Source organism: Citrobacter sp. Cf118 (assembly GCF_030334095.1).
GTDB lineage: Bacteria > Pseudomonadota > Gammaproteobacteria > Enterobacterales > Enterobacteriaceae > Citrobacter > Citrobacter freundii.
In genome coordinates this window covers 324,078-349,928 of record NZ_JAOWES010000088.1, presented here as the reverse complement: position 1 = coordinate 349,928, position 25,851 = coordinate 324,078, and the positions used below count along the sequence as shown (strand labels likewise).

Below are 25,851 nucleotides of genomic sequence, written 5' to 3'. Positions count from 1 at the left end.
GATGGCCACATTTTCACTGGGTAAACACCCGCATGTTGAACTCTGCGATCTGCTGAAGCTGGAAGGTTGGAGCGAAAGCGGCGCCCAGGCAAAAATTGCTATTGGCGAAGGGTTGGTGAAGGTCGATGGCGTTGTTGAAACGCGTAAACGATGCAAAATCGTTGCCGGACAGACCGTGAGCTTTGAAGGTCACAGCATTAGCGTCGTGGCGTGACCCTAAGTGCCGGATGAGGTAAACACCGTATCCGGCCACTTCTCCCTCTCGTTTTCAGATAATGACTTCATCCCCGCTTCACAGTGAACTGTTAGCATGTTGTTTTTCCACACGAAGCGATCATCATGCCCACTATTGTTACCCACGCAGCCGTTCCGCTCTGTTTAGGGTTAGGTCTCGGACTTAAAGTCATCCCCCCACGATTACTGTTTGCTGGCGTCGTTCTGGCTATGCTGCCAGATGCCGATGTGTTGTCATTTAAGTTCGGTGTCGCTTATGGCAATGTGTTTGGCCACCGGGGATTTACTCACTCACTGCTGTTCGCCTTCGTGGTACCGCTGCTCTGCGTGTTGATTGGCCGACGATGGTTTAAGGCGGGATTGATTCGCTGCTGGCTATTCCTGACGGTTTCACTGCTGTCACACAGTCTGCTGGATTCCGTTACGACAGGCGGCAAAGGCGTCGGCTGGCTGTGGCCATGGTCGGATGAACGCTTCTTTGCACCGTGGCAGGTGATTAAAGTCGCCCCGTTTGCGCTATCACGCTACGCCACACCGTATGGGCATCAGGTAATAACTTCGGAGTTGATGTGGGTATGGCTGCCGGCCGTTATGATGATGGGTGTGCTGTGGTGGTACAAACGTCATTAATAGTGCCTGATGGCGCTACGCTTATCAGGCCTACCGATCATTCCATCGTAGGCCAGATAAGGCGTAAGCCGCCATCCGGCAATATAGAGCGTTACTTACGACGCCAGGTGGTGCCCTGCGGGCCGTCTTCCAGCACGATGCCCATCTCATTGAGACGGTCACGCGCGGCATCAGCTGCCGCCCAGTCTTTCGCTTTACGCGCATCTAAGCGCTGTTGGATTAACGCTTCAATTTCAGCAACTTCACCGTCATCCGTCTGCGCCCCGCTTTGCAGGAACGCTTCCGGATCCTGTTCCAGCAGTCCCAGCACGCTGGAGAGCTTGCGCAGATGCGCAGCCATACCGTTAGCCGCCGCCATATCTTCACCCTTCAGGCGGTTAACTTCACGCGCCATATCAAACAGCACGGAGTAAGCTTCCGGCGTGTTGAAGTCATCGTCCATCGCTTCAATGAAACGTGCTTCAAAGGCCTCGCCACCCGCAGGGGCAACGGATTTGTCGGTACCGCGCAGTGCAGTGTACAGACGCTCCAGCGCAGAACGCGCCTGTTTCAGGTTCTCTTCGCTGTAGTTGAGCTGGCTACGATAGTGACCCGACATCAGGAAGTAGCGAATGGTTTCGGCGTCGTAGTATTTCAGCACATCGCGCACAGTAAAGAAGTTGCCCAGCGATTTAGACATTTTCTCGCGGTCAACCATCACCATCCCGGAGTGCATCCAGTAATTAACGTACTCACCGTCATGCGCACAGGTGGACTGCGCGATTTCGTTTTCATGGTGCGGGAACATCAGGTCCGAACCGCCGCCGTGAATATCGAAATGGTTACCCAGTTGTTTGCAGTTCATCGCCGAACATTCGATGTGCCAGCCCGGACGACCAGCGCCCCATGGAGACGGCCAGCTCGGCTCGCCTTCTTTGGACATTTTCCACAGCACGAAGTCCATCGGGTTACGCTTCACATCAACCACGTCAACGCGAGCACCCGCCTGCAGCTGATCCAGATCCTGGCGTGACAGCTGACCGTAGTTCGGGTCAGTCGGCACGTCGAACATCACGTCGCCGTTATCAGCAACGTAAGCGTGACCTTTGGCAATCAGCTGCTCAGTGATTTCGATAATTTCAGCGATATGGTGCGTAGCGCGCGGCTCCAGATCCGGGCGCAGAATATTCAGCGCATCGAAATCGCTATGCATTTCCGCGATCATTCTGTCGACCAACGCGACAAAGCTTTCACCGTTTTCATTCGCGCGCTTGATGATTTTGTCATCAATATCGGTAATGTTGCGTACATACTTCAGCTTATAGCCGAGGAAGCGCAGGTAGCGCGCGACGACGTCGAAAGAAACAAAGGTACGTCCGTGGCCAATATGACAGAGATCGTAAACGGTAATACCACACACGTACATGCCGACTTCCCCGGCATGAATAGGTTTGAATTCCTCTTTTTGGCGCGTCAGTGTATTAAAGATTTTTAACATCGAAGATTCCGTGTAGACGTGTGTGGATAGTAAAGTCTGTATAATACCCATAATTTAGACCGGAAGCAGCACACTTTGCGAGGTGATCACAGCTTACGGTTATGCTATAACACACCCCTAACTCTGACCCTTGACGGGGTCGAAGCACCAATCTATCGGAACAGGATGCAAAAATGGTTACTTTCCACACTAATCACGGCGATATCGTAATCAAAACGTTTGATGATAAAGCGCCTGAAACAGTTAAAAACTTCCTGGACTACTGCCGCGAAGGTTTTTACAACAACACCATTTTCCACCGTGTTATTAACGGTTTCATGATCCAGGGCGGCGGTTTCGAGCCAGGCATGAAGCAAAAAGCCACGAAAGAAGCGATCAAAAACGAAGCGAACAACGGTCTGAAAAACACCCGTGGTACGCTGGCAATGGCGCGTACTCAGGCTCCGCACTCCGCAACCGCACAGTTCTTCATCAACGTTGCTGACAACGACTTCCTGAACTTCTCCGGTGAAAGCATGCAGGGTTGGGGTTACTGCGTATTCGCTGAAGTTGTTGAAGGCATGGACGTGGTTGATAAAATCAAAGGCGTTTCCACCGGTCGCAGCGGTATGCACCAGGATGTGCCAAAAGAAGACGTTATCATCGAAAACGTGACCGTCAGCGAGTAATCGTGGCGACACTGTTTATTGCAGATCTTCATCTCTGCACAGAAGAACCGGCGATCACCGCCGGTTTTCTGCGTTTTTTAGCCGGCGATGCGCGCAAGGCCGATGCGCTATACATTCTCGGCGACCTGTTTGAAGCCTGGATTGGCGATGACGACCCGAATCCGCTGCATCATGAAATGGCCGCAGCGATAAAAACGCTGGCAGATTCCGGCGTCCCCTGCTTTTTTATTCACGGCAACCGTGATTTTCTGCTCGGCAAACGTTTTGCCCGTGCGAGCGGCATGACCTTGCTTCCCGAAGAAAAAGTGCTCGATCTGTATGGCCGCAAGGTGCTGATCATGCATGGCGACACCTTATGCACCGACGACGCAGGCTATCAGGCGTTTCGCGCCAAAGTGCATCAACCCTGGCTACAGAAGCTGTTTCTCGCCCTGCCCCTGTTTGTTCGCCAGCGCATTGCCGCAAAAATGCGCGCCAACAGTAAAGCCGCCAACAGCAGTAAATCGCTGGAAATCATGGATGTGAATCCGCAGGCCGTGATTAACGAGATGGAAAAACATCAGGTCCAGTGGTTAATTCACGGACATACACACCGTCCGGCTGTCCACGAACTCACGGCCAATGAGCAACCCGCTTTCCGCGTGGTATTAGGCGCATGGCATACCGAAGGCTCAATGGTAAAAGTCACGTCCAGCGACGTTGAGCTAATCGCGTTTCCGTTTTAATTCTGCAGATATCCAGTTCCTCTTTACACAAAACTATTCGAGTTGCATCGAGGCGGCAAATCTGTGAGTCCCCAGGAGCTTACAAAAGTAAGTGACTGGGGTGAGCAGATGCAGCCAACAAAGAGGCAGCTTGAAGAGTGAAGTGTAAAGCGCGCAATCGTTTTCCTTGAAGGTTAATTATGCTATTCTCTGTGGCCTCAAAAGTCGAGTGTAGTGCACCACAGGAGTTTTCAGACGCATGTCTTCCCGCAATAATCCGGCGCGTGTCGCCATCGTGATGGGGTCCAAAAGCGACTGGGCTACCATGCAGTTCGCCGCCGAAATCTTCGAAATCCTGGACGTTCCGCATCATGTTGAAGTCGTCTCCGCCCACCGCACCCCAGACAAATTGTTCAGCTTCGCCGAAAGCGCTGAAGAGAACGGTTATCAGGTGATTATTGCCGGAGCCGGTGGCGCAGCGCATTTGCCAGGCATGATTGCGGCGAAAACGCTGGTGCCAGTTCTCGGCGTTCCGGTGCAAAGCGCAGCGTTGAGCGGCGTAGATAGCCTCTACTCCATCGTTCAAATGCCGCGCGGTATTCCGGTCGGCACGCTGGCGATCGGCAAAGCGGGTGCGGCCAATGCGGCCCTACTGGCAGCGCAAATTCTGGCTACACACGACAACGCATTACACCAGCGTCTGGACGACTGGCGCAAAGCACAAACCGATGAGGTACTGGAGAATCCGGACCCGCGAGGTGCGGCATGAAGCAGGTCTGCGTACTCGGTAACGGTCAGCTAGGACGCATGCTGCGCCAGGCCGGCGAGCCGCTGGGCATTGCGGTCTGGCCCGTCGGGCTGGACGCTGAACCGGCTGCTGTCCCTTTTCAGCAAAGCGTGATCACCGCTGAGATTGAGCGCTGGCCGGAAACGGCACTCACCCGCGAACTGGCGCGCCACCCGGCGTTTGTTAACCGCGACGTCTTCCCGATTATTGCCGACCGTCTGACGCAAAAGCAGCTTTTTGACAAGCTCGGTCTGGCGACCGCGCCGTGGCAACTGCTGGCAGATAAAAGCGAATGGTCTGCGGTATTCGACAAACTCGGCGAGCTGGCGATCGTCAAGCGTCGCGTCGGCGGCTATGACGGTCGTGGACAGTGGCGTTTGCGCGCAAATGAAACCGCACAACTGCCGGATGATTGCTATGGCGAGTGCATCGTCGAGCGAGGAATCAACTTCTCTGGCGAAGTCTCACTGGTTGGCGCTCGGGCGCATGACGGCAGCACCGTTTTCTATCCCCTGACCCATAACCTGCATCAGGACGGTATTCTGCGCACCAGCGTGGTGTTCCCCCAGGCTAACGCCAGACAGCAGGCACAGGCCGAAGCGATGCTCTCCGCCATCATGCAGGAGCTGGGCTATGTCGGCGTGATGGCGATGGAGTGTTTTATCACCCCGGAAGGTCTGCTGATCAACGAACTGGCTCCGCGCGTGCACAACAGCGGACACTGGACGCAAAACGGCGCCAGTATCAGCCAGTTTGAGCTGCACCTGCGCGCCATTACCAACCTGCCGTTACCGACGCCGGTGGTGAATAATCCTTCGGTGATGGTAAACCTGATTGGTAGCGACCTGAACTACGACTGGCTGAAGCTGCCGCTGGTACACCTGCACTGGTATGACAAAGAAGTGCGTGAAGGGCGTAAGGTGGGTCACCTGAACCTGAGCGACAGCGATACCGCGCGCCTTAGCGCGACACTGGAAGCGCTTATCCCCCTGCTGCCGCCGGAATATGCCAGCGGTATTATCTGGGCGCAGTCAAAGCTGAAATAAGCCATTAATGCCGGGGAATGGATTTTATCCTTCCCCGGCCCCTCCCCTGGCGCGTAAAATCCCCTCCATTGCTGTTTTGTATTTTCAGGATCAAACATGAACGATGGAACGGACTATCGCGCAATTCTGCTCGCCGGTACGCCTTTAATCGATGTACGCGCCCCCGTCGAATTTCAGCAGGGCGCCATGCCGGGCGCAATAAACCTTCCTTTAATGAACGATGACGAACGTGCTGCCGTGGGTACCTGTTATAAACGTCAGGGGCCTGAGGCCGCCCTCGCGCTCGGCCATCAACTGGTCTGTGGCGAGACTCGCCAGCAACGTATGAAGGCCTGGCTGAATGCCAGTCGTCAAAATCCTGCGGGCTACTTATGCTGCGCGCGCGGCGGCCAGCGTTCGCACATTGTGCAGCAATGGCTGCACGAGTCCGGTACTGACTACCCGCTAATACAAGGCGGTTATAAAGCATTGCGTCAGGCGGCGATTCAACTGACTGAAGAGCTGGTACAAAAACCGATCGTCTTAATAGGTGGCTGTACCGGGAACGGTAAAACGCAGCTAGTGCAACAGCAGCCAAACGGTGTGGATCTCGAAGGTCTGGCGCACCATCGCGGTTCCTCGTTTGGTCGCACCGTTGAGCCGCAGCTGAGCCAGGCAAGCTTTGAAAACCTGCTGGCGGTCGAAATGCTGAAAACCGACAGCCGTCAGGATCTGCGTCTGTGGGTACTTGAGGACGAAGGCCGCATGATCGGCGCTAATCATCTGCCCGAATGTTTGCGCGAACGCATGAGCCAGGCTGCTATTGCGGTGGTGGACGATCCTTTTGAGCTACGGCTGGAGCGGCTGCGCGAAGAGTATTTTGTGCGCATGCACCACGATTTCACTCACGCTTATGGCGAGAGTCAGGGCTGGCAGGAGTACAGCGAGTATCTACACCACGGTCTGTTTGCTATCCGCCGTCGTCTGGGTTTGCAACGTTTTGCCGAGCTGACCACCCTGCTCGACGTGGCTCTGCGCGAACAGCAGGCAACGGGCAGCACCGACGCGCATATGGGCTGGCTGGTGCCGTTGCTCAACGAGTATTACGACCCGATGTATCGCTATCAGCTGGAAAAGAAAGCCGCGAAAATCGTCTTTCACGGCTCATGGCAGGAGGTGGCTGACTGGCTTAGCGTACAGTAATCAATGTCTGTCGCGCTTGTCTGCGCGTTTCGCCAACCAGTCGCCCAGCACCTGAACGACTTGCACCAGAATAATCAGCGCCACCACGGTGACGATCATGACCTGGGTTTCGTAGCGGTAATAACCAAAGCGAATCGCCAGGTCGCCGACTCCACCGCCGCCAACGATACCGGCCATTGCGGAGTAACCGATCAGACTCACCAGCGTTATCGTCAGCCCACGCAGCAGACCCGCGCTCGCCTCCGGTAACAGAACGGTGCAGATGATGCGCATCGGGCTGGCGCCAAACGCTTCCGCCGCCTCGATAATGCCTTTATCGACTTCACGTAGCGCGCTATCAACCAGACGGGCATAGAAAGCAATTGCAGCTACCGAAAGTGGGACCGATGCCGCGATGGGTCCAATGGTATTGCCGAGCAAAAACTGGGTTAGCGGCAACAACAGAACCAGCAGGATCACAAACGGCACCGAGCGGATAATATTCACCAGCACGGAGCTGAGCAGATACACAAAACGGTTCTGCCAGAATAAATGCCGGTCGGTAACGAAAATAAGAAAACCGAGCGGCAGACCGCCAATAATCGCCAACAGCGTAGAGATGCTCAGCATCTGGAAGGTTTCATTAAACGCCAGCGTCAAATCAGGCAATAAATCATCCACGAATCACCTCCACCTGTGCAGTACGTTGACGAATATGTTCCACGGCGACATCCACCGCAGAAGGGTTATGCGGCGCGGTCAGTTGCACCACCAGAATCCCCAGCGCACGTTCGCCGATATATTCAATTTTGCCGTGCAGAATGTTCACCGCCACGCCAAATTTAACCGCCACTTCTGACAACACCGGCTGTTCTGCCGAATCGCCGATAAAAAGAATTTTCAGCAACTGGCCGGGCAGATGCTGGCGCAGACGCTCGGGTAGCGTCAGATTGAGGGTATGCGACACCAGTTGCTGAGTGAAAGCGTGCTGCGGGTGAGCAAAAACATCAAACACCTCACCAGACTCCACCACCTTGCCACCGGACATCACCGCCACGCGATCGCAAATCGATTTGATCACGTTCATCTCATGAGTGATCAGCACGATCGTGATCCCCAACTGTTGGTTGATCTGCTTAAGCAACGCCAGAATCGTGGCCGAGGTTTCGAGATCTAACGCGGAAGTGGGTTCATCACACAGCAGCACATCCGGGTGATTGGCAATTGCGCGGGCAATACCCACACGCTGCTTTTGCCCACCGCTGAGCTGAACCGGAAAGCGGTTCGCCTTGTCTGACAGCCCCACCAGCGACAGGATTTCGCTCACGCGCGGGCCAATTTTACTGCGTTCCCATCCGGCAGCCTTCAGGCTAAAGGCGACGTTTTGTGCCACGGTACGGGTATGCATCAGATTAAAATGTTGAAAAATCATCCCGATACGCTGACGGGCTTTACGTAGATGCACGCCTTCCAGTGCGGAAATTTCTACGCCGTTCACCTTCACGCTTCCCTGGCTCGGACGCGTTAAGGCGTTCAGGGTGCGCAGCAGCGTACTTTTTCCCGCGCCGCTGGTCCCGACAATGCCAAATATCTCACCTGCGTCAATGCGCAAGCTAACGTCATCAACCGCTCGGGTTGATGCTCCACGGCCTGCGCTAAAATCCACGCAAACTTTCTCAATCTCAATCATAGCCACCTCAGAAATGCGAAAAGGGCAGTCGTCGCTGCCCCTGGTAACCCTTGTGCGCAGCAATTATTGGGCTGCCGACATCCATTCCGGTTTCTGGAAGGCGCTGTAGATATTTTGCGGATCGTCGATCACCGCACGATACGCCGGAGATTTCACCGCCTCGATAATATCTTTCGCGAATGGTTTATCCGCATCTTCACTGCGTACCGCGATGATATTTTTCAGATTTTCGTCCAGGTGTTCCTGCTTGATGGCGCTGGCGAGATCCAGTTTTGCCGCTACGGCAAAGTTGCCGTTGACCAGCGCACCGGTCACACCGTCCAGCGTACGCGGCAGCTGTGCCGCTTCCAGCGGTTTAAACACCAGCCCTTTCGGGTTGCTGGCAATATCGCGCTCGGAGGCTTTAGTTGGATCGATGTTATCTTTGATGGTGATAAGGCCAATAGACTGCAGGAAACGCAGACCGCGAGCCAGGTTGGTGGGATCGTTGGAAAGCGTGATCACATCCCCTTTTTTCAACTCATCCAGGCTTTTGATTTTATGTGAGTAAAAACCCATCCCGGCCGTCGGGACCACAATCAGCTTGCTCAGTTTCAGGCCTTTATCGGCGGTGAATTTGTCAAAGTAGAGTGAATGCTGGAACAGGTTAGCATCGATGCTGCCATTGGAGAGCGCCATGTTAGGCTGCACGTAGTCGCTGAATTCGCGTACTACTACCTTATAGCCTTTCTCTTTCAGCGTAGGGGCAATGGCTTGTTTTACCATATCGCCGTACGGCCCAGGTGCGACGCCAAATACGATGGTGTGCGGATCACTGTTCGCATGAGCAAATTGTAATCCACAGGCCAGTAACAGCGCCCCGGTCGCGACGCGTAAACTCTGACGCAATCCCATAATCTCTCCATTTTAACGTTGTGGTGTCATGTCTCACGCCGTTCTTGCGGCGTTGTTCTTGTTGGCCTGTTAACAGGCTGATTGTTAACATGACACAGATCACAACCTGCTGTCCTTGAAATTATTTCATGATGTTGCAGAGTGTGTTTTTAAATGTGAGAAGGCATGAAAAAGCCGGATGTCGGCACAAGTGCCTTATCCGGCCTACAAATAACGCGATCCCCCTGCTCTCGTAGGCCCGATAAGCGCAAGCGCATCGGGCGGCAGGCGTTCGATTAGAAGTCGTAACGCAGACGCACCAGGTTCATGTCGCCCAGATTGTCGGTGCTGGAGGTGAAGACGTGTTCGTAATCCACACGGAAACCGTAATCCAGCTGGAAGCTGATACCCACACCGTTGTCGGTACGCAGGTAGTTACGGCCATTCACGTATTCAATACGATCGCCCATAAAGTATGGCTGCACGGATTTCAGCGCATACTGGCCAACCGGGAAGGTATATCCCGCAAAGTATTCCAGACCCCAGGCGTCACCGGCAAAATAGTCATTAACAGAGACTTTTTTGGTGGTCATGAAGTTTTGATACCAACCGCCGCCCAGCGAGAAAGTCCAGTTGTCCGGTTTCCAGCTCAGCGCAGTACCGACGATGTTTTGATCGTAGGTTTTGCTGGTGTTGCCACGCATTTCCGCGCGGGTGTAGTTCCACGCCGTACCCCAGGTCAGGTCATCGGTGATGTGATAATCCACACCCAGGGAGCCGCCGCCTTTACGTTTGTAGCGCAAACCGTTGTTCGGATTGTAGTCATCGCTGAACAGATAAGACGCGTAAAGATCAACATCGCCTACCGTATTTTTATACTTCAGTGACTTACGTGTACGATAGGAACCGTCGTAGTCGCCATTGATACCGTTACCTGGCGCCTGGCCGATCATGTCGTAGTCCCAGATATCCGTTTTCGCGCCCACCACATCATAGTAAATGCTGTTCTGTTGACCGAAGGTCAGCGTACCCCAGGTCGCGCTCTTCAAACCGGTGTACAGCATACGACGCGTAGTATCGTTGGCGCCGTTAGCATAGTGATTGTCCCAGTTGAACATCGCCGGGAAGTTAACGCCCAGCTCGTAATAGCTCACCCAACTGATGTCATCAAACAGATAGTAGTCAGCAGCGAAGCGGAAACGCGTTCCACCGTCGAAGCCATTACGTTTGTAGCCATTCTTACCATCGTCACCGGCCATATTCTGGAACTGCGGACGAATACTCCCGCCGACGGTGAAATTAAGACGGCTCAGCGGGTTGCCCGCCTACGGATCTTGTTTCAGGACCGTGATTTCCGCCTGGGAGGCGAAAGTCGTTAATGCCACTGCTGCGCCGATCGATACCGCCAGCGCCGTTTTTTTTATAGTCATTATTTGTACCTTGATAGATAGCCTGCCAATTATTCAGCATACAAATATTAACGTTTATTAATACACTCGTGTTGTCGGGTTTTTATTGTTCTGTGCTGTTAAATATCAATGAGTTATCATTTTGTGCTACATAGATAAAAAAAAGCACCGATTTAAAAAAACCGGTGCGTAATCATCACGAATATGAATTAACTGCTGAACTGACGGAACAGCGCTTTGCCTTTAAGAAGACGTGAACCGAGCCATCCGCCACAGAGAGAGAGCAGCAATGCCCCACAAAGCGGCAACACAACCCACAGCCGCCAGTCTGGCTCCCAGGGGAAATCAAACACGCGGGTTTGCAGCACCGCCAGCGCAGTTTCCGCCCCGATGGCCGCCACCAGTCCGGCGACCATCCCGAGCATGGCGAACTCGCACCACAGCGTGGTACGCAGCAGCTTCTTGCCCGCGCCCAACGTGCGCCAGACCACCAGTTCCTGATGACGCTGACGCATCCCGACCTGCACCTGCGCCAATAGCAGCAACATACCGCAAGCGGTGACCAGCACTACCATCACCTCCAGCGCGCGGCTCACCTGCTCCAGCACCTGACTCACCTGTTTGAGAATAGCGCCAATATCCAGCAGGCTGATAGTCGGGAATTCGCGGTTAAGCTGCGTCAGCATGCCGTTGCCGTTCTCCCAGCGAAAGCTGGTTAACCAGCTTTGTGGCTGAGCATCCAGCGCGCCGGAAGGGAAGATAAAGAAGAAGTTGGGCCGCAGGCTTTCCCAGTCCACTTTGCGCAGACTGCTGACCGTGGCGCTGAAATCCTGGGTATCCCCCATAAAGGTCACCCGATCGCCAAGCTTAACGTTCAGCCGTTTCGCCAGCCCCTCTTCCATCGACACTTCGCCCGCTTTTGGCGGCCAGCTCCCGGCAACGATCGGGTTATGATCCGGGCGGGTATCCTGCCAGGTCAGATTAAGCTCGCGGTTCAGCGCTTCATCCTGATTGCCTTCGGTCGATTTCTCATTGATCGCCGTCAGACGCGCCCGCACTATCGGGTAGAACGACTCCGGGATCACCTGATGCTCAGCAAGGAAAACCTTCAGCGGAGCCACCTGCTCGGTGGCAATGTTGATCAGAAAATAGTTTGGACTTTCCGGCGGCATTTGCTGCTGCCAGCGGTCGAGGAGATCGCCGCGCAGCACCAGCAACAGCGCCAGCAGCATAAAGGACAGCGAAAATGCCGACAGCTGGCTCAGCGTTGACCACGGCTGGCGCAACAGCCGGCTGACCGCCAAACGCAGCGGCAACGAGGTCAGCGTCAGACCACGCAGCAAGTTAAGCAGCATCCAGCCCAACACGCCGCACAGCAGCGCCAGCACCACCGCCCCGGCCAGTACCGCCCACAGCAGCATACTTCCGCCCATCAATCCGGCCAGCAGCGCAACCACAACTATCGTTGCTACGGGAAGATAGACCTTAAGCGGCCAGACGTTTGCCACCACGTCGCGACGCAGTACCCGCAGCGGCTGCGTCGCCAGCAGCAAGCGATAAGGGCGTAGCCCCACCAACAGAGAAATGACGGTCATCGTACCGAGTGCCCACAGCCACGGCCAAAGGCTGGCGGGCGGTAGCTCACCGGGCAGAACTGGCTTCAGTAATACCACCAGCACCCGCTCAAATAACAGCCCGAACAGCCCGCCGGTCAAGCCAGACAGCGCCAGCACCATCAGCCACTGGCCAATAATCAGCTTGCGCAGCTGCGCCCTGCCCGCACCGAGCGTTTTTAATATCGCCACCAAATCGTAACGACTGCGACAGTAATGATTCATCGCCACGGCAACGGCAGCAACCGCCAGCAGTAGCGTTAACAGTGCCGACAGCAGCAGGAACTGTTGCGAACGCTCCAGTGATTTCCCCAACGCCCCTTCATCCTGCTCCAGCCCATACCAACGCTGTTCCGGCTTTAACTGCGGAAGCAGCCATTTTTCATAGGCTTCCAGTTGCTGTGGCGTACCGCCAAATTTATAGCGCCAGGTCACACGGCTTCCCGGCTGGACCGCCGCCGTTTTTTCGACATCCGCCATGTTCATCATCAGGCGCGGCGCTATCTGGAAGGGATTAAAACCGGAATCCGGTTCCTGCACCACTTCTCCGGCGATGCGCAGGGTGGCATCGCCAACGTCGATGGAATCACCGATTTTTAAGTTGAGTAGCGCCATCAGACGCGGGGCCAACAGCACTGAGCCCGGCTGCGGTTTCAGCCCCGGCGGATTGGTTTGCAGCGTGCCGTACATCGGATACACATCATCCACTGCTTTGACGTTCGCCAGTTGCGGCGTATCCCGGGCAAAGGTCATGGTGGCAAAGGTGAGCTGTTCACCCACCTTCAGACCACGCTGTCGCGCCTCGTCAATCCACGCTTTCGGTACGGCGCGCGAACTTTGCAGCGACCGATCGCCCGCCATAAACTCACGACTTTGCTGGCTCAACCCTTTTTCCATGCGATCGCTGATATTGCCAAGCGCCAGTACACAGGCCACCGCCAGGCTTAACGCCAGCCAGACAATCAGTAATGAAGGCGAGCGCCATTCGCGCCAGAACCAGCGTGCAATCATGCCTCCTCCTGCAACTGTCCGTTCACCAGGCGTAAACGCCTATCGCAACGCGCCGCCAACTGCGGGTCATGGGTCACCAGAATCAGGGTGGTACCGTGTTCCCGGTTCAGAGAAAACAGCAGGTCGGCGATTTTGTCTCCGGTCTGGCGGTCCAGATTGCCCGTTGGTTCATCGGCAAACAGCACATCAGGCCGTCCGTTAAACGCCCGTGCCAGCGCTACGCGTTGCTGCTCCCCGCCGGAAAGCTGGGCCGGAAGATGATCAAGGCGTTTTCCCAACCCCAGTTGCTCCAGCAGCGTTTTTGCCCCGTCACGACTTTTTCCGCTATTTTCGCCGCGTAGCAGCGCGGGCAGCTCAACGTTCTCCAGTGCGTTCAGGGTCGGAATTAACATGAATGACTGGAAGACAAAGCCTACGTGTCGCGCCCGCAGCTGCGCCCGGGCTTCTTCGTCCATAGTGTGCAGCGCCTGCCCCACCAGGCTGACTTCACCGCTGGAGCCATCGTCCAGCCCGGCGAGGATCGCCAGCAGCGTGGATTTCCCCGATCCCGACTCGCCAATCAACGCAATGGTCTCGGCGCGTTTGACAACCAGTTCAACTCCGGTAAGGATGGATAGCTCTTGATCACCCTGACCGACGGATTTCTTAAGATGATGAACTTCAACAATGTTTTCCGCTGGCATTGGCCTTTCCTGTTCCTGGTCCTGTTAACTTTCCGCGCCGCCACTGCGGACACGTTATTAATTCTGGGTGACAGCCTGAGCGCCGGATACCGTATGTCCGCCAGCGCCGCGTGGCCTGCGCTACTTAATGATAAATGGCAAACCAAAACGCCAGTGGTGAATGCCAGCATTAGCGGCGACACCTCGCAGCAAGGTCTGGCCCGTCTGCCTGCATTACTCAAGCAGCACCAGCCGCGCTGGGTGCTGGTCGAACTTGGCGGTAACGATGGCCTGCGCGGCTTTGCGCCTGCGCAAACCGAACAAACCCTGCGCACGATTCTGCAGGATATCAAAGCGGCAAATGCCGAACCGCTGCTGATGCAAATTCGTCTGCCGGCAAACTATGGCCGCCGTTATAATGAAACCTTTAGCGCGATTTATCCAAAGCTCGCCAAAGAGTTTGATATTCCTCTGCTGCCATTTTTTATGGAAGAGGTTTATCTGAAACCCCAGTGGATGCAGGATGATGGTATTCATCCTAACCGTGACGCTCAGCCGTTTATTGCCGACTGGATGGCGCAACATCTCACTCCTCTAGTAAATCACGACTCATAAAACAACGGAGATCCTGACAGGTAAAGTTATGCAAAAATCGGTCTTAATAACAGGATGTTCCAGCGGAATCGGTCTGGAAAGCGCGCTTGAACTAAAGCGCCAGGGTTTTCAAATTCTGGCAGGCTGTCGCAAACCTGACGATGTCGCGCGTATGAACAGTATGGGATTCACTGGCGTATTGCTGGATCTGGATTCACCCGAAAGCGTGGATCGTGCCGCCGATGAAGTGATCGCCCTGACCGATAATCGTTTATATGGGATCTTTAACAACGCCGGATACGGTGTCTATGGTCCCCTGCCCACCATCAGCCGTGAACAGATGGAACAGCAATTTTCCGCCAACTTCTTTGGCGCACATCAGCTTACCATGCGCCTGTTGCCCGCTATGCTCCCTCACGGCGAAGGACGTATCGTGATGACTTCATCGGTGATGGGATTGATCTCAACGCCAGGACGCGGCGCCTATGCCGCCAGCAAATATGCGCTGGAAGCCTGGTCCGACGCGCTGCGTATGGAACTGCGCCACAGCGGCATTAAGGTCAGCCTGATTGAGCCCGGCCCCATCCGTACCCGCTTTACCGAAAACGTTAACCAGACCCAGAGCGATGCTCCCGTGGAAAACCCCGGCATTGCCGCGCGTTTTACGCTGGGACCAGAAGCGGTTGTCGCCAAAGTACGTCATGCCTTTGAGAGCGATAAACCGAAGCTACGTTATCCGGTTACGCTGGTGACCTGGGCAGTGATGCTACTTAAACGCCTGTTGCCAGGCCGCATAATGGACAAAATTTTACAGGGTTGAGTTGAAGCACGCGCGTCAGCCCCCATGTAACAAGAAATCGACAAAAGAGAGTAACTCCATGTCCACACAGAATATTGTTAACATTAACGAATCGAACCTGCAGCAGACCCTTGAACAGTCGATGACCACGCCGGTCCTGTTCTATTTTTGGTCTGAGCGCAGCCAGCACTGCCTGCAATTGACGCCGGTACTGGAGAGCCTTGCCGCCCAGTACAACGGCCAGTTTATTCTCGCCAAGCTCGACTGCGACGCCGAGCAGATGATCGCTTCTCAGTTTGGCCTGCGGGCCATCCCTACGGTTTATCTGTTCCAGAACGGTCAGCCAGTGGACGGATTCCAGGGCCCGCAGCCGGAAGAGGTTATCCGCGCACTGCTGGAAAAAGTGTTGCCGAGCGAAGAAGAGCTGAAAGCGCGTCAGGCTATCGAATTCATCGAAGCCGGTAATCACGCGGATGCACTGCCGCTGCTGAAAGAAGCCTGGCAGATCTCCAACCAGAGCAGCGAAATTGGCCTGCTGCTGGCGGAAACGCAAATCGCCCTCAATCGTTCTGACGATGCCGAAGCGGTGCTGAAAACCATTCCGTTGCAGGATCAGGACACCCGCTATCAGGGACTGGTGGCGCAGATAGAACTGCTGAAGCAGGCGGCGGATACGCCGGAAATCCAACAGCTGCAGCAGCAAGTCGCCAGCAATCCGCAGGATGCGGCGCTGGCAACTCAACTAGCCATCCAGTTACATCAGGTCGGACGTAACGAGGAATCACTGGAACTGCTGTTCAGCCACCTGAAGAAAGATCTCACTGCTGCCGACGGTCAGGCACGTAAGACCTTCCAGGAGATCCTTGCCGCACTCGGGACCGGCGATGCGCTGGCCTCAAAATACCGCCGCCAACTATACGCACTGTTGTACTAATCCGTTTGATTTTGCCCGATGGCGCTTGCGCTTATCGGGCATACAAATTCTACCAATACCGATCCCTCCGGCATCACATCACGTCTTCTTCAAATGCGTTACGACTAATTGGTGGCGCGAATTATAGAACTTCCGATAAGTCAGGTAGCAGGCAATAATGGTCGACAGGCTGGCGGTAGAAAGCAGCATAAACGTCACCATAATCTGATACTTAATCGCTTTTACTGGATCAATACCCGCGAAGATCAACCCGGACATCATCCCCGGTAAACTTACCAGCCCTACCGTTTTTGCAGAGTCGATCGTTGGGATCAACGAGGCGCGAATGCTGTCGCGAATCAGCGGCGCAGAGGCCACTTTCGGCGTCGCGCCGAGGCTAAGTTTTTCCTGAATTTGCTGCTGTTCGCTGTTAAACCGCTGTCCCAGATTGTTGTAACACAGCCCCACTGCCACCATCGCATTGCCTGCAATCATGCCGGAGATCGGGATGACCTGCATCGGCGTGAACTCGATAGAGCCAGACAAAACCAGCACCGCCAGCGTTAATCCCGCCCCCACCGTGATAGCGATAAACGACGAGAGGAAAGCTTTATCAATATATTTACTGCGCTTTTGTGCGTTATAAGCCGCGTTAAAGCAGATAAACAGCACCATCAGTAAGGTCAGAATACTGTGGTTAACGCCAAAAATATATTTCAGCACATAGCCGACGATAATCAGCTGAACCACTGCCCGGCAAACGCTCCAGAGAATATCTTTCTCCAGCGCCAGTTTTTCTTTGTGGCTAATCAGGATCGCCACCACCACCAGCATCATCGCTAATGCCAGGGACTCATTGGTAATATTATGCTCGTTCATTGCGTGCTTCCTGCATTTCTCCGGCGTGCGGTCGAAGGGTTATGACATTATCCGCATGCGTAATTTCATCTTTGTCGTGCGTCACCCACAGCACCGCAATATTCTTATCGCGAACATAGTGGTGAATTAATTCGTTCACATTACGTTTATTAGCCTCATCCAGCGCGCTGGTGATTTCATCAAGCAGCAGGATTTTGGGCAGAAACTGCAAATTACGAATTAGCGAGACGCGCTGCTTCTCGCCACCGGACAGCTCATTGATGCTTTTTCTGAGGATCGTCTCGGGAAGATCAAAACGGACCAGATCGCTCAGAAACGTATCCGGTTCCGGACGTTTGTTACGGATTTGCCAGGGGAAAATGAGGTTGTCGTAAACGGTGTCACCAAACAAAGCGGGCGTTTGCGCACAATAGGAGACCTGCTGGCGATACGTTTCCGGCTTGAGGGTATTTATCTCCTTGCCTTCAAAGAGAATTTCACCGGCAGTCGGACTCATTAATGACGCCACAATCTTGAGTAACGTACTTTTCCCACAGCCGGACTGGCCGGTAATCAGCTTAAATTCTCCGGCGCGGAGATCAAAACAGATGTTATTGAGAACCTGCGTCTCCCCTGCCTGCCATGCGACATTTTTTAACTGAAGCAAAATACTGCTTTCTTCCATTACCCATTCCTTTTTTACATCTTTCGTGCAGACAGTCTATGCCTGTAATTTATTATAAGGGAGCCCACCTTGATAAATCGGGTATAATTTGATTAATGAGGCAGTAAAGGACAGCACAACAGGAGGTTTCATCAATGCTCATTTTTATTCCTATTCTTATTTTTGTCGCGCTGGTGATCGTCGGCGCTGGCGTCAAAATCGTCCCGCAGGGATATCAGTGGACGGTAGAGCGTTTTGGCCGTTACACCAAAACCCTGCAACCGGGTTTAAGCCTTGTTGTGCCGTTCATGGATCGCATTGGTCGTAAGATCAACATGATGGAACAGGTGCTTGATATCCCTTCTCAGGAAGTCATCTCCAAAGATAACGCCAACGTCGCGATTGATGCCGTGTGCTTTATTCAGGTGATCGACGCGCCGAAAGCGGCCTATGAAGTCAGCAACCTGGAACTGGCGATCATCAACCTGACCATGACCAACATTCGTACCGTTCTCGGTTCGATGGAACTCGATGAAATGCTCTCCCAACGCGACAACATCAACACGCGCCTGCTGCATATTGTTGATGAAGCCACGAATCCCTGGGGCATCAAAATCACCCGTATCGAGATCCGCGACGTGCGTCCTCCGGCAGAACTTATCGACGCGATGAACGCGCAGATGAAAGCCGAACGTACCAAGCGCGCCTACATTCTTGAGGCCGAAGGGATCCGTCAGGCAGAAATCGTCAAGGCCGAAGGTGAGAAACAGTCGAAGATCCTTAAAGCGGAAGGTGAACGCCAGTCCGCGTTTTTACAGGCTGAAGCGCGTGAACGTTCAGCAGAAGCCGAAGCTCGCGCAACGCAGATGGTGTCTGAGGCCATTGCCGCTGGGGATATTCAGGCAGTGAACTACTTCGTGGCACAGAAATACACCGAAGCGCTGCAGCATATCGGCTCGTCGAATAACAGCAAAGTGGTGATGATGCCGCTGGATGCCAGCAGCCTGATGGGCTCTATTGCCGGGATCGCCGAACTGGTTAAGGACAGCGCCAGCGAGCGGAAAAAATCATGATAGCGATGATTCTGGTGCACCCGCACATCTTCTGGCTCAGCCTCGGCGGTTTGCTACTCGCCGCCGAGATGCTGGGCGGCAACGGCTATCTGCTGTGGAGCGGCGTGGCAGCGGTGATTACCGGTCTGGTCGTCTGGCTCGTTCCGCTAGACTGGGCGTGGCAGGGGGCAATGTTCGCCGTCCTCACCCTGCTGGCGGCGTGGCTGTGGTGGAAATGGCTGGCAAGGCGCGTTCAGGAGCAGAAACCCGCCGACAGCCATCTTAACCAGCGCGGACAGCAGCTGGTTGGCCGACGATTTATTCTGGAAACCGCCCTGGTCAATGGTCGCGGACACATGCGCGTCGGCGATAGCTCATGGCCCGTTAGCGCCAGCGACGATTTGAGCGCCGGAACGCAGGTTGAAGTCATTGCCGTTGAAGGGATAACCCTGATTATTAAAGCGGTATCACACTAAAAAGACAGGAAATAAGACTATGGTCAGGAAGACACCCCTTGCCTTTGCCCTTTGCACATTACTGACCGCCGCCCCGCAGGCATTCGCCTCTTTCGATATGGAAGACTGCAAATGGAGCGACGACAGCTGCCTGCTGAAAGGCACGCCGACCTTCAACCCTGAAAACGACAGTCGCGACAACCTGCTGCGGCTGCTGAGCCAGGAAAAATCATTTGCTCTGCCGGTGCAATCAATGCCAGCAGATATCACCCGCTCCCGGGATTTCTATTTTGCCTATCACCCGCAATGGGATGAGGCAACCTCGCAGCCAGCCGCTGCTCCGGTATCCGCCGCAGACAGCCCACTCTCCCGACAGATGGCCGAACTGAACATTAGCGCAGACGAAATAAACGTCAACGACGCTGAGCTTGAGAACCGTCATGTTTCGAATAACACCGAGAGCGTCAGCGCATTTTTTGCCGCACTGCTGGCCGACTCGACGTTAACGGCGGAACAGCGCCAGGCCTTAGCCCAAGCGCGTACGGGGCTGCTATCCGGGGCAACCCGCGAGCAAATTGAGTCTTCACTTGCCACCCTCCCGGCTGATTCACCGGCTCAGTCCTATAAAAATTATCTGGCCGCAGCTGCCAGTTTCTATGCCGGTGATTATGCCAGCGCCGAACGGGATTTCACTCAGCTTGCCAAAAGTGAGCGCCCGTGGCTGGCAGAGACCGCGCAATACATGCTGATGCGTGCGGCCTTGAACAAGAGCAGCCAGAACAGCGTAGGCGAGTACGGCGATTTTGATATTGCAAAAATTAACCGCGAGGACGCGACTCAGGCTCAGACGCAGGCACAAGCCTACCTGCAACGCTTCCCGCAAGGCCTGTATGCCGACTCCGCGCGCGGTATGCTGCGTCGCATCAACTGGTATTTACAGGCGTGGCCGCAGCTGGCCGGGTTGTATGAGCAGACGCTCCAGCAGTCGGCTGACGCTCGGCAACTGCGAGAAATAGTCATCGAATACGATAATGTCTACGGTATGGCGTTCTACGAACAGTCCGTGGTGGAAGCATTCCCCGATGCGCCGCTTGTCAGCTATATCGAACTACTGCGCGCGCTGCGTCTGGATAACAACAGTAAACCCACGCTGACCCAGGCGCAGCTCGATGCCAGCAAACCGGTGTTTGAGCAGAGCCAAAAACTACCGCTATGGCGCGATCTGCAACTGAATCTGTGGCTGGCGACGGAGAACTACGCGGCGATTATTCAGGCAGTTACGCCAGCGCAGAAACTTGCCGTTCACGATACCCTCGCCTTCAGCGAACAAGTGCTGTACGGCGAAGCGCTGATGGGCCAGAAGAACTGGAGCGCGGCGCGTGATTTCTGGCTGCAGTTGCTAAAACTCAGCCAGGACAACGAACAGCAGCAGTATGTACAGGCTAAGCTCGCCGCAACGCTGGTTTATAGCGGCGACGTGGCGGCGGTATTTGCCCCAGAAAGCGCAGTAACCAACCTGCGTTTTCGCTCGCAGATACTGAAAACACAGGCCTCGCCTGAACTGCTGCGCCAGCAGGCCGTCCATGGACCTAACAATGAAGAGCGTACCATCGCCCTGCATACGCTGCTGGTACGCGATCTTACCGAAAACCGCTTTGGCGACTGGTTGAATGACAGAAAACTGGCCAGCGCCATTACTCCGCCGGTTATTGGCGACGCGTTTGATGACGTTAATCTGAGTATTTTCGACTGGAACGGCGACGCTGCCGAGCGCGGTTACACCTGTCGCAGCCTCAATGAAACGGTAACGGTATTGAGCAAAAAAGCGGATGATGCCCACGCGCTGAACTGCTTAGGCGAATTCTTCCGCACCACGCAAACCCACGTCGATTTGTGGAAAAACAGTGCTGGCAACGACGTTCTTGAATCAGCAATATCGCGCAAGGAGCCGTTCGGTCAGTTCGACAGGCAACGCTACTATCAGCAGGTGATCACTTCGCCGAAAGCAGAGGTTGAAGACAAGAGCTTCGCGCTGTATCGCGCCATCATGTGCTATGCGCCGTCAGGCTCTAACGAGTGCGGCGGTGAGGAAGTGGATAAACTGCAGCGTAAAGGCTGGTTCACCCAACTGAAAACGCAGTATCCGGGAAGTCCGTGGGCGCAAAAACTCAAATACTACTGGTAACCGCGCTGCTGACAGGCCAGCCGCAGGCGGCGGATATCGTCGCCGCCCGTGAGCATCCGGCCTTCTGGCTGTGGTCCGGCGTGAAGGCCAGTGACGAACTGAAAGACGCGCAAACGGTCTATCTGCATCAGGGTGAGGTGCTGGTTCGTTCGGGTAACGTGGTTTTCCAGCGTCTCGGGCTGCCGGTCAGCCGCCTGTCTTTTCCCTCTATCTGGCTGACCGTGCGCTTTACCACGCTCGACGTACCGGAGGCGATCCCGGCTCGCATCATAAGATTGATGCAACGCTGGCAGGCCGCCGGGAATCATGTAGTCGGCCTGCAGGTTGATTTTGACGCGGCGACCCATCAGCTTGCCGATTACGCCCGCTTTCTGCAGCAATTACGCCAACAGTTACCGGCCGAGTTTGCACTTGGCGTGACTGGACTGCTGGATTGGGCAAAAACGGGCGACGTCGCCACGCTGAATGCGCTGGCGGTCGATGAACTGGTGGTCCAGAGCTATCAGGGCCGTCATACGGTAACGAATTATCAGGCGTATCTGCCCGCACTCAGTCGTCTGCGCATTCCGTTTAAGCTGGGGCTGGTGCAAAACGGTAGCCGGGACCCGCAGGCTGAAGCGCAGCTTGAGAAATCCCCGTGGTACCGCGGCACGGTGGTATTTATGCTTAATCCCCCTCGCCGTTAAGCCTTCGCTTTATGGTGGCAGCAGCCGGAGAGGTTATCAATGATCGGGCATTCGGCGCTGTCATCGCCAGGGCAACTCTCCGCCAGTGCCAGCAAATGCAAGCGCATGGCCTGCAGCTCGCTGATATGCCGCTCAATGTCCGCGACCTTTTCTAAGGTACGCTTTTTCACATCTGCGCTATGACGCGCCGGATCGTTAAACAGATTCACCAGTTCGCCGCACTCTTCGAGATTAAAACCCACCTGGCGTGCCTGGCGCAGCAGCGTAAGTTCATTCAGATGCTGTTGGTTGTATGTGCGATAGCCATTTTCGCTACGCAGCGGCGGCGTCACTAAGCCTTTTTCTTCATAAAAGCGTATCGCTTTGCTGGTCAAACCGGTTCTTTTCGCAACATCGCTAATATTCACATTTCCCCCGCGGATCTTGTTGGTACTGAGCCCATTATAGCCCAGATTGTCCTGATGATTTACCCGTGAACCCTGCACATTCCCCACCCTCACCACGATGCACAAATCCTTTTAATTCACATTGTTATATCCGATTTAGATCACATTTATGCATTTAATGACTGCACGAAATTGACTCAAATCAAAAGATATATTGGTTCTACATCTTTCATCTTGAACAAAGGGAAACAATTTTATATATAAACGCGAATGATAATGATGATCATTTACATTCAATAAAGGTTCTCTTATGTTGCCACGGAATAACCAAAGGCCATTTATTCTTTCAGCCCTGACATTATGCATGTCCGGCACCGCTTTTGCCGCTACCTCTCCAACACACGCTTCTACGTCCGACGAAGACACGGTTATCGTCACGGCTAACCGCACAGAAAGTAGCCTTTGGGATAGCCCTGCAACCATCCAGGTTATCGATCGCCAGACACTGCAAAACTCCACCAGCGTTTCTATTGCTGATGATTTACAAGATATTCCCGGCGTCGAAGTCACCGATAACGCCCTCGCAGGGCGGAAACAAATTCGTATCCGTGGCGAAGCGTCTTCGCGGGTGCTGATTTTGATCGACGGCCAGGTCGTCAGTTACCAACGTGCCGGACAAAACTACGGAGCCGGTTTGCTGATTGACGAATCCGCGCTGGAACGGATTGAAGTGGTCAAAGGCCCCTATTCTGTCCTCTACGGTTCGCAGGCGATTGGCGGCGTCGTAAACTTTATTACCAAAAAAGGCGGTGATAAGCCTCTCGGCGGCAGCGTTAAGGCTGTTTATAACTCCGCAACGGCAGGATGGGAAGAGTCGGCAGCGGCCTGGGGTAGCATCGGAAACTTTGACTACCGCATCAATGGCAGCTATTCCGACCAGGGGGACCGCGATACGCCTGACGGAAGATTGCCCAACACCAACTTCCGTAATAACGGCCAGGGCGTATGGCTGGGTTACAACTTCGATCGCCACAAAATTGGGCTCTCCCTCGATCGTTACAAACTGTCTACTCAAACCTGGTTTGACGATCCAGAGGGCCAGTTCGACGACTTTAGCGTCAAAATACCTAAGCTGGAACGCGAGAAAATCGGTCTTTTCTACGACTACGCGGCCGATGGGGATTACCTGAAGAACATCCATGTTGACGCATACAGCCAGACAATAGAGCGCAAATTTGAAAACCGGGTCAAAACGACCCAGGTTATCCCCAGCCCGATGATTAAAGCGCTGACGGTCAGCAATCAGACCAATACCAACGACAAACAGTATACCCAAGGGGTAACGCTACAGAGCAACTTCTCCCTGCCTGCTAACAACGAGCTGGTGATTGGCACTCAATATCAGCATGACAAAATAAAACAGGACACGGACGGCAGTACGCGCCAGACCGCAGCTACCGGCTTCTTCGATACGCAAACACGTACCCTGTCATACAACGAAGCGGAGCAAAGCAACACCTCATTGTTCGCGCAAAACGACTGGCGCTTTGCCGATGACTGGACGTGGACCGTGGGCGCACGCCAGTACTGGCTGTCTTCGAAGCTCAATCGCAACGATACGCAAACCCTGCAAAGCAGCGGCAGCACCTGGCAATCCACCGGAGGAAATTCCGTTCACGATGATGAACTGGTGACCTCAACCAGCCTACGCTATTCCGGTTTTAAAGATCTTGAACTTCGGGCTGCATATGCCCAAGGCTATGTCTTCCCCACGCTGACTCAGCTGTTTATGCAGACGTCCGCAGGCGGCAGCGTAACCTACGGCAACCCAAACCTGAAGGCGGAACACTCGAATAACTATGAGCTGGGTGCACGGTATAAAGGGAATATGTGGCTGATTGACGGCGCCATTTATTACTCCGAAGCCAAAGACTATATCGCCAGCCTGGCCTGTTCAGGTCAACCCGTATGCAGCGGTAATACCACCTCTTCACGGGGCGGCTATTACTACTACGACAACATCGATCGGGCCAAAACCTGGGGCATGGAACTCACCGCAGAATACAACGGCTGGGCAGTTTCACCTTACCTGAGCGGTAATCTCATTCGCCGTCAGTACGAAGGCAATACCCTTAAAACCTGGGATACCGGCGAACCCACTCTGACCGGGCGCGTCGGCCTGAAACATACCTGGTTGATGAACGCCGCTAACCTGACGTCCGATGTCTTTATCCGCGCGGCGTCCAGCGCCAAAGATAATACCGGCACCACGGAAATCAACTACCCAGGCTGGGCCACGCTTAACCTTGCATTCAACACCGAGTTCGGTCCGCAGGATCAGTATCAGGTCAACCTCGCGCTCAACAACCTGACCGACAAGCGTTACAGAACCGCGCATGAATCTATTCCAGACGCTGGTTTCAATGCCGCCGTTGGCTTTGCGTGGAATTTCTGACGATGAAAAAACTCTTGATTGGCTTACTGAGCCTCGCCTGCGTTTTCAGTGCCCAGTCCGCCGACCGCCTGGTGGTGGCGGGCGGCTCTCTTAGCGAACTGATATACGCCATGGGCATCGGCAACCGGGTGGTCGGCGTTGATGAAACCACCTCGTATCCACCCGAAACTGCCGCACTCCCGCATATCGGCTACTGGAAGCAGTTAAGCAGCGAGGGCATTTTATCGCTGCATCCGGACAGCTTTATCACCTGGCAGGATGCTGGCCCTCAAATCGTGTTGGATCAGTTGCGGGCGCAAAAAGTTAACGTCGTGACGTTGCCGCGCGTACCGGCCACCGTCGAACAGATGTACGCCAACATTCGGGAACTGGCTCAAACCCTGCGCATTCCCGAACAAGGTGAGACGTTGATCGATCGCATACGTCAACGTCTGGATCGCGTTCAGCACAACGTGGCAGCGAAAAACGCGCCGGTCAAAGCCATGTTCATTCTCTCCGCTGGCGGCAGCGCGCCACAGGTCGCCGGAAAAGGCAGCGTTGCCGATGCCATTATGACCCTCGCAGGCGCACAAAATGTCGCCACCCATGCGCAGTATAAAAGCTACAGCGCGGAATCGCTGATCGCCGCCAACCCAGAGGTGATCGTGGTGACGTCGCAAATGGTGGATGGCGGTCTGGCTCGTCTGAGCGCGATTGCCGGGATTACCCACACTGCGGCCTGGAAAAACCAGCGCATTGTGGCGGTTGACCAGGCGCTGATTCTGGGTATGGGGCCGCGCATCGCCGATGCGGTTGAAGCCCTGCACCAGCAATTCTGGCCTCACTAACTGGATTTATAA

The 25,851-nt window shown here is 54.5% G+C and carries 25 protein-coding genes and 1 pseudogene; 16 read left to right on the top strand and 10 right to left on the bottom strand.

The genetic code is table 11. The features are described from left to right. Nucleotide 1: 1 nt before the first annotated feature. Nucleotides 2-214, top strand: coding sequence for a ribosome-associated protein YbcJ (gene ybcJ / locus OGX67_RS21820; protein ID WP_003021885.1), 213 nt, complete (start codon nucleotides 2-4; stop codon nucleotides 212-214). 125 nt (nucleotides 215-339) lie between these two features. Continuing rightward, complete coding sequence (locus tag OGX67_RS21815) at nucleotides 340-864, top strand: metal-dependent hydrolase (protein WP_003835753.1); 525 nt, start codon at nucleotides 340-342, stop codon at nucleotides 862-864. A 91-nt stretch (nucleotides 865-955) separates the two neighbouring features. Here OGX67_RS21815 and cysS read toward each other — a convergent pair whose 3' ends face one another. Next, nucleotides 956-2,341 carry a cysteine--tRNA ligase gene (cysS, locus tag OGX67_RS21810; RefSeq protein ID WP_085047594.1) on the bottom strand — a complete coding sequence of 462 codons (1,386 nt, stop codon included), beginning with the start codon at nucleotides 2,339-2,341 and terminating at the stop codon, nucleotides 956-958. Between the two features lie 173 nt (nucleotides 2,342-2,514). Between cysS and ppiB the strand changes: the two genes are divergently transcribed. The 5 genes from ppiB (at nucleotide 2,515) to mnmH (ending at nucleotide 6,728) form a co-directional block, all read left to right on the top strand. Then, a complete protein-coding gene (gene ppiB / locus OGX67_RS21805; protein WP_003021875.1) occupies nucleotides 2,515-3,009 on the top strand; it encodes a peptidylprolyl isomerase B in 495 nt (164 codons plus the stop codon). A gap of 2 nt (nucleotides 3,010-3,011) precedes the next feature. Continuing rightward, the gene (gene lpxH / locus OGX67_RS21800; RefSeq protein ID WP_106107988.1) at nucleotides 3,012-3,734 is read left to right on the top strand and encodes a UDP-2,3-diacylglucosamine diphosphatase; all 723 of its coding nucleotides are present in this window, start codon (nucleotides 3,012-3,014) and stop codon (nucleotides 3,732-3,734) included. 238 nt (nucleotides 3,735-3,972) lie between these two features. Beyond that, nucleotides 3,973-4,482, top strand: a complete 510-nt coding sequence (purE, locus tag OGX67_RS21795; RefSeq protein WP_032948733.1) for a 5-(carboxyamino)imidazole ribonucleotide mutase — start codon at nucleotides 3,973-3,975, stop codon at nucleotides 4,480-4,482. After that, complete coding sequence (gene purK / locus OGX67_RS21790; protein WP_003835757.1) at nucleotides 4,479-5,546, top strand: 5-(carboxyamino)imidazole ribonucleotide synthase; 1,068 nt, start codon at nucleotides 4,479-4,481, stop codon at nucleotides 5,544-5,546. The genes purE and purK overlap by 4 nt, the downstream gene beginning before the upstream one ends. 96 nt (nucleotides 5,547-5,642) lie before the next feature. Then, nucleotides 5,643-6,728, top strand: a complete 1,086-nt coding sequence (gene mnmH, locus OGX67_RS21785; RefSeq protein WP_128298725.1) for a tRNA 2-selenouridine(34) synthase MnmH — start codon at nucleotides 5,643-5,645, stop codon at nucleotides 6,726-6,728. Here mnmH and OGX67_RS21780 read toward each other — a convergent pair whose 3' ends face one another. The 6 genes and pseudogenes from OGX67_RS21780 to ybbA form a co-directional block, all read right to left on the bottom strand. Then, nucleotides 6,729-7,388, bottom strand: coding sequence for a methionine ABC transporter permease (locus tag OGX67_RS21780; protein ID WP_003021866.1), 660 nt, complete (start codon nucleotides 7,386-7,388; stop codon nucleotides 6,729-6,731). It abuts the gene before it with no gap. Then, nucleotides 7,381-8,397, bottom strand: coding sequence for a virulence-associated ABC transporter ATP-binding protein SfbB (sfbB, locus tag OGX67_RS21775; RefSeq protein ID WP_257651678.1), 1,017 nt, complete (start codon nucleotides 8,395-8,397; stop codon nucleotides 7,381-7,383). The genes OGX67_RS21780 and sfbB overlap by 8 nt, the downstream gene beginning before the upstream one ends. 63 nt (nucleotides 8,398-8,460) lie before the next feature. Then, nucleotides 8,461-9,291 carry a MetQ/NlpA family ABC transporter substrate-binding protein gene (locus tag OGX67_RS21770; RefSeq protein ID WP_071696856.1) on the bottom strand — a complete coding sequence of 277 codons (831 nt, stop codon included), beginning with the start codon at nucleotides 9,289-9,291 and terminating at the stop codon, nucleotides 8,461-8,463. Nucleotides 9,292-9,566: 275 nt separating this feature from the next. Continuing rightward, nucleotides 9,567-10,700 (bottom strand): annotated as a pseudogene (locus OGX67_RS21765) (porin). 188 nt (nucleotides 10,701-10,888) lie between these two features. After that, on the bottom strand, nucleotides 10,889-13,303 hold the full coding sequence (gene ybbP / locus OGX67_RS21760) for a putative ABC transporter permease subunit YbbP (RefSeq protein ID WP_268043477.1): 2,415 nt from the start codon (nucleotides 13,301-13,303) through the stop codon (nucleotides 10,889-10,891). Further along, nucleotides 13,300-13,986, bottom strand: a complete 687-nt coding sequence (gene ybbA, locus OGX67_RS21755) for a putative ABC transporter ATP-binding protein YbbA (protein ID WP_003021853.1) — start codon at nucleotides 13,984-13,986, stop codon at nucleotides 13,300-13,302. The genes ybbP and ybbA overlap by 4 nt, the downstream gene beginning before the upstream one ends. Between ybbA and tesA the strand changes: the two genes are divergently transcribed. Genes tesA through OGX67_RS21740 form a run of 3 tightly spaced genes read left to right on the top strand, consistent with a single transcriptional unit; the run spans nucleotide 13,957 to nucleotide 16,292 of the window. After that, entirely contained in the window at nucleotides 13,957-14,580 is a 624-nt protein-coding gene (tesA, locus tag OGX67_RS21750; RefSeq protein ID WP_502873750.1) for a multifunctional acyl-CoA thioesterase I/protease I/lysophospholipase L1, read from the top strand. The genes ybbA and tesA overlap by 30 nt on opposite strands. Before the next feature lie 28 nt (nucleotides 14,581-14,608). Next, nucleotides 14,609-15,379, top strand: coding sequence for an SDR family oxidoreductase (locus OGX67_RS21745; RefSeq protein WP_003835790.1), 771 nt, complete (start codon nucleotides 14,609-14,611; stop codon nucleotides 15,377-15,379). A 58-nt stretch (nucleotides 15,380-15,437) separates the two neighbouring features. Continuing rightward, nucleotides 15,438-16,292: a co-chaperone YbbN gene (locus tag OGX67_RS21740; RefSeq protein WP_003847508.1), complete on the top strand. Its 855-nt coding sequence runs from the start codon at nucleotides 15,438-15,440 to the stop codon at nucleotides 16,290-16,292. A gap of 78 nt (nucleotides 16,293-16,370) precedes the next feature. On the opposite strand, the gene fetB is transcribed toward OGX67_RS21740, so the two are convergent. Next, complete coding sequence (gene fetB, locus OGX67_RS21735; protein ID WP_003835795.1) at nucleotides 16,371-17,150, bottom strand: iron efflux ABC transporter permease subunit FetB; 780 nt, start codon at nucleotides 17,148-17,150, stop codon at nucleotides 16,371-16,373. Then, a complete protein-coding gene (fetA, locus tag OGX67_RS21730; protein WP_257651681.1) occupies nucleotides 17,137-17,814 on the bottom strand; it encodes an iron efflux ABC transporter ATP-binding subunit FetA in 678 nt (225 codons plus the stop codon). Before fetA ends, fetB begins: the two co-directional genes overlap by 14 nt. Nucleotides 17,815-17,948: 134 nt before the next feature. Here fetA and OGX67_RS21725 point away from each other — a divergent pair, with 134 nt between their 5' ends. Genes OGX67_RS21725 through OGX67_RS21710 form a run of 4 tightly spaced genes read left to right on the top strand, consistent with a single transcriptional unit; the run spans nucleotide 17,949 to nucleotide 22,171 of the window. Further along, a complete protein-coding gene (locus OGX67_RS21725; protein WP_003021835.1) occupies nucleotides 17,949-18,866 on the top strand; it encodes an SPFH domain-containing protein in 918 nt (305 codons plus the stop codon). Next, nucleotides 18,863-19,321, top strand: a complete 459-nt coding sequence (locus OGX67_RS21720; RefSeq protein WP_003021832.1) for an NfeD family protein — start codon at nucleotides 18,863-18,865, stop codon at nucleotides 19,319-19,321. Before OGX67_RS21725 ends, OGX67_RS21720 begins: the two co-directional genes overlap by 4 nt. A gap of 19 nt (nucleotides 19,322-19,340) precedes the next feature. Continuing rightward, entirely contained in the window at nucleotides 19,341-21,485 is a 2,145-nt protein-coding gene (locus tag OGX67_RS21715) for a PA5441 family protein (protein ID WP_257651682.1), read from the top strand. Further along, on the top strand, nucleotides 21,455-22,171 hold the full coding sequence (locus tag OGX67_RS21710) for a DUF3142 domain-containing protein (protein WP_003021825.1): 717 nt from the start codon (nucleotides 21,455-21,457) through the stop codon (nucleotides 22,169-22,171). Before OGX67_RS21715 ends, OGX67_RS21710 begins: the two co-directional genes overlap by 31 nt. On the opposite strand, the gene cueR is transcribed toward OGX67_RS21710, so the two are convergent. Continuing rightward, a complete protein-coding gene (gene cueR / locus OGX67_RS21705; RefSeq protein WP_003021822.1) occupies nucleotides 22,168-22,578 on the bottom strand; it encodes a Cu(I)-responsive transcriptional regulator in 411 nt (136 codons plus the stop codon). The two genes, OGX67_RS21710 and cueR, sit on opposite strands and share 4 nt — an antisense overlap. A 289-nt stretch (nucleotides 22,579-22,867) precedes the next feature. Between cueR and OGX67_RS21700 the strand changes: the two genes are divergently transcribed. Continuing rightward, nucleotides 22,868-25,012, top strand: a complete 2,145-nt coding sequence (locus tag OGX67_RS21700) for a TonB-dependent receptor plug domain-containing protein (RefSeq protein WP_257651683.1) — start codon at nucleotides 22,868-22,870, stop codon at nucleotides 25,010-25,012. Nucleotides 25,013-25,014: 2 nt separating this feature from the next. Further along, nucleotides 25,015-25,839 (top strand): heme/hemin ABC transporter substrate-binding protein, encoded by an 825-nt coding sequence (locus OGX67_RS21695; RefSeq protein WP_257651684.1) that lies wholly within the window; start codon nucleotides 25,015-25,017, stop codon nucleotides 25,837-25,839. Nucleotides 25,840-25,851 lie beyond the last annotated feature (12 nt).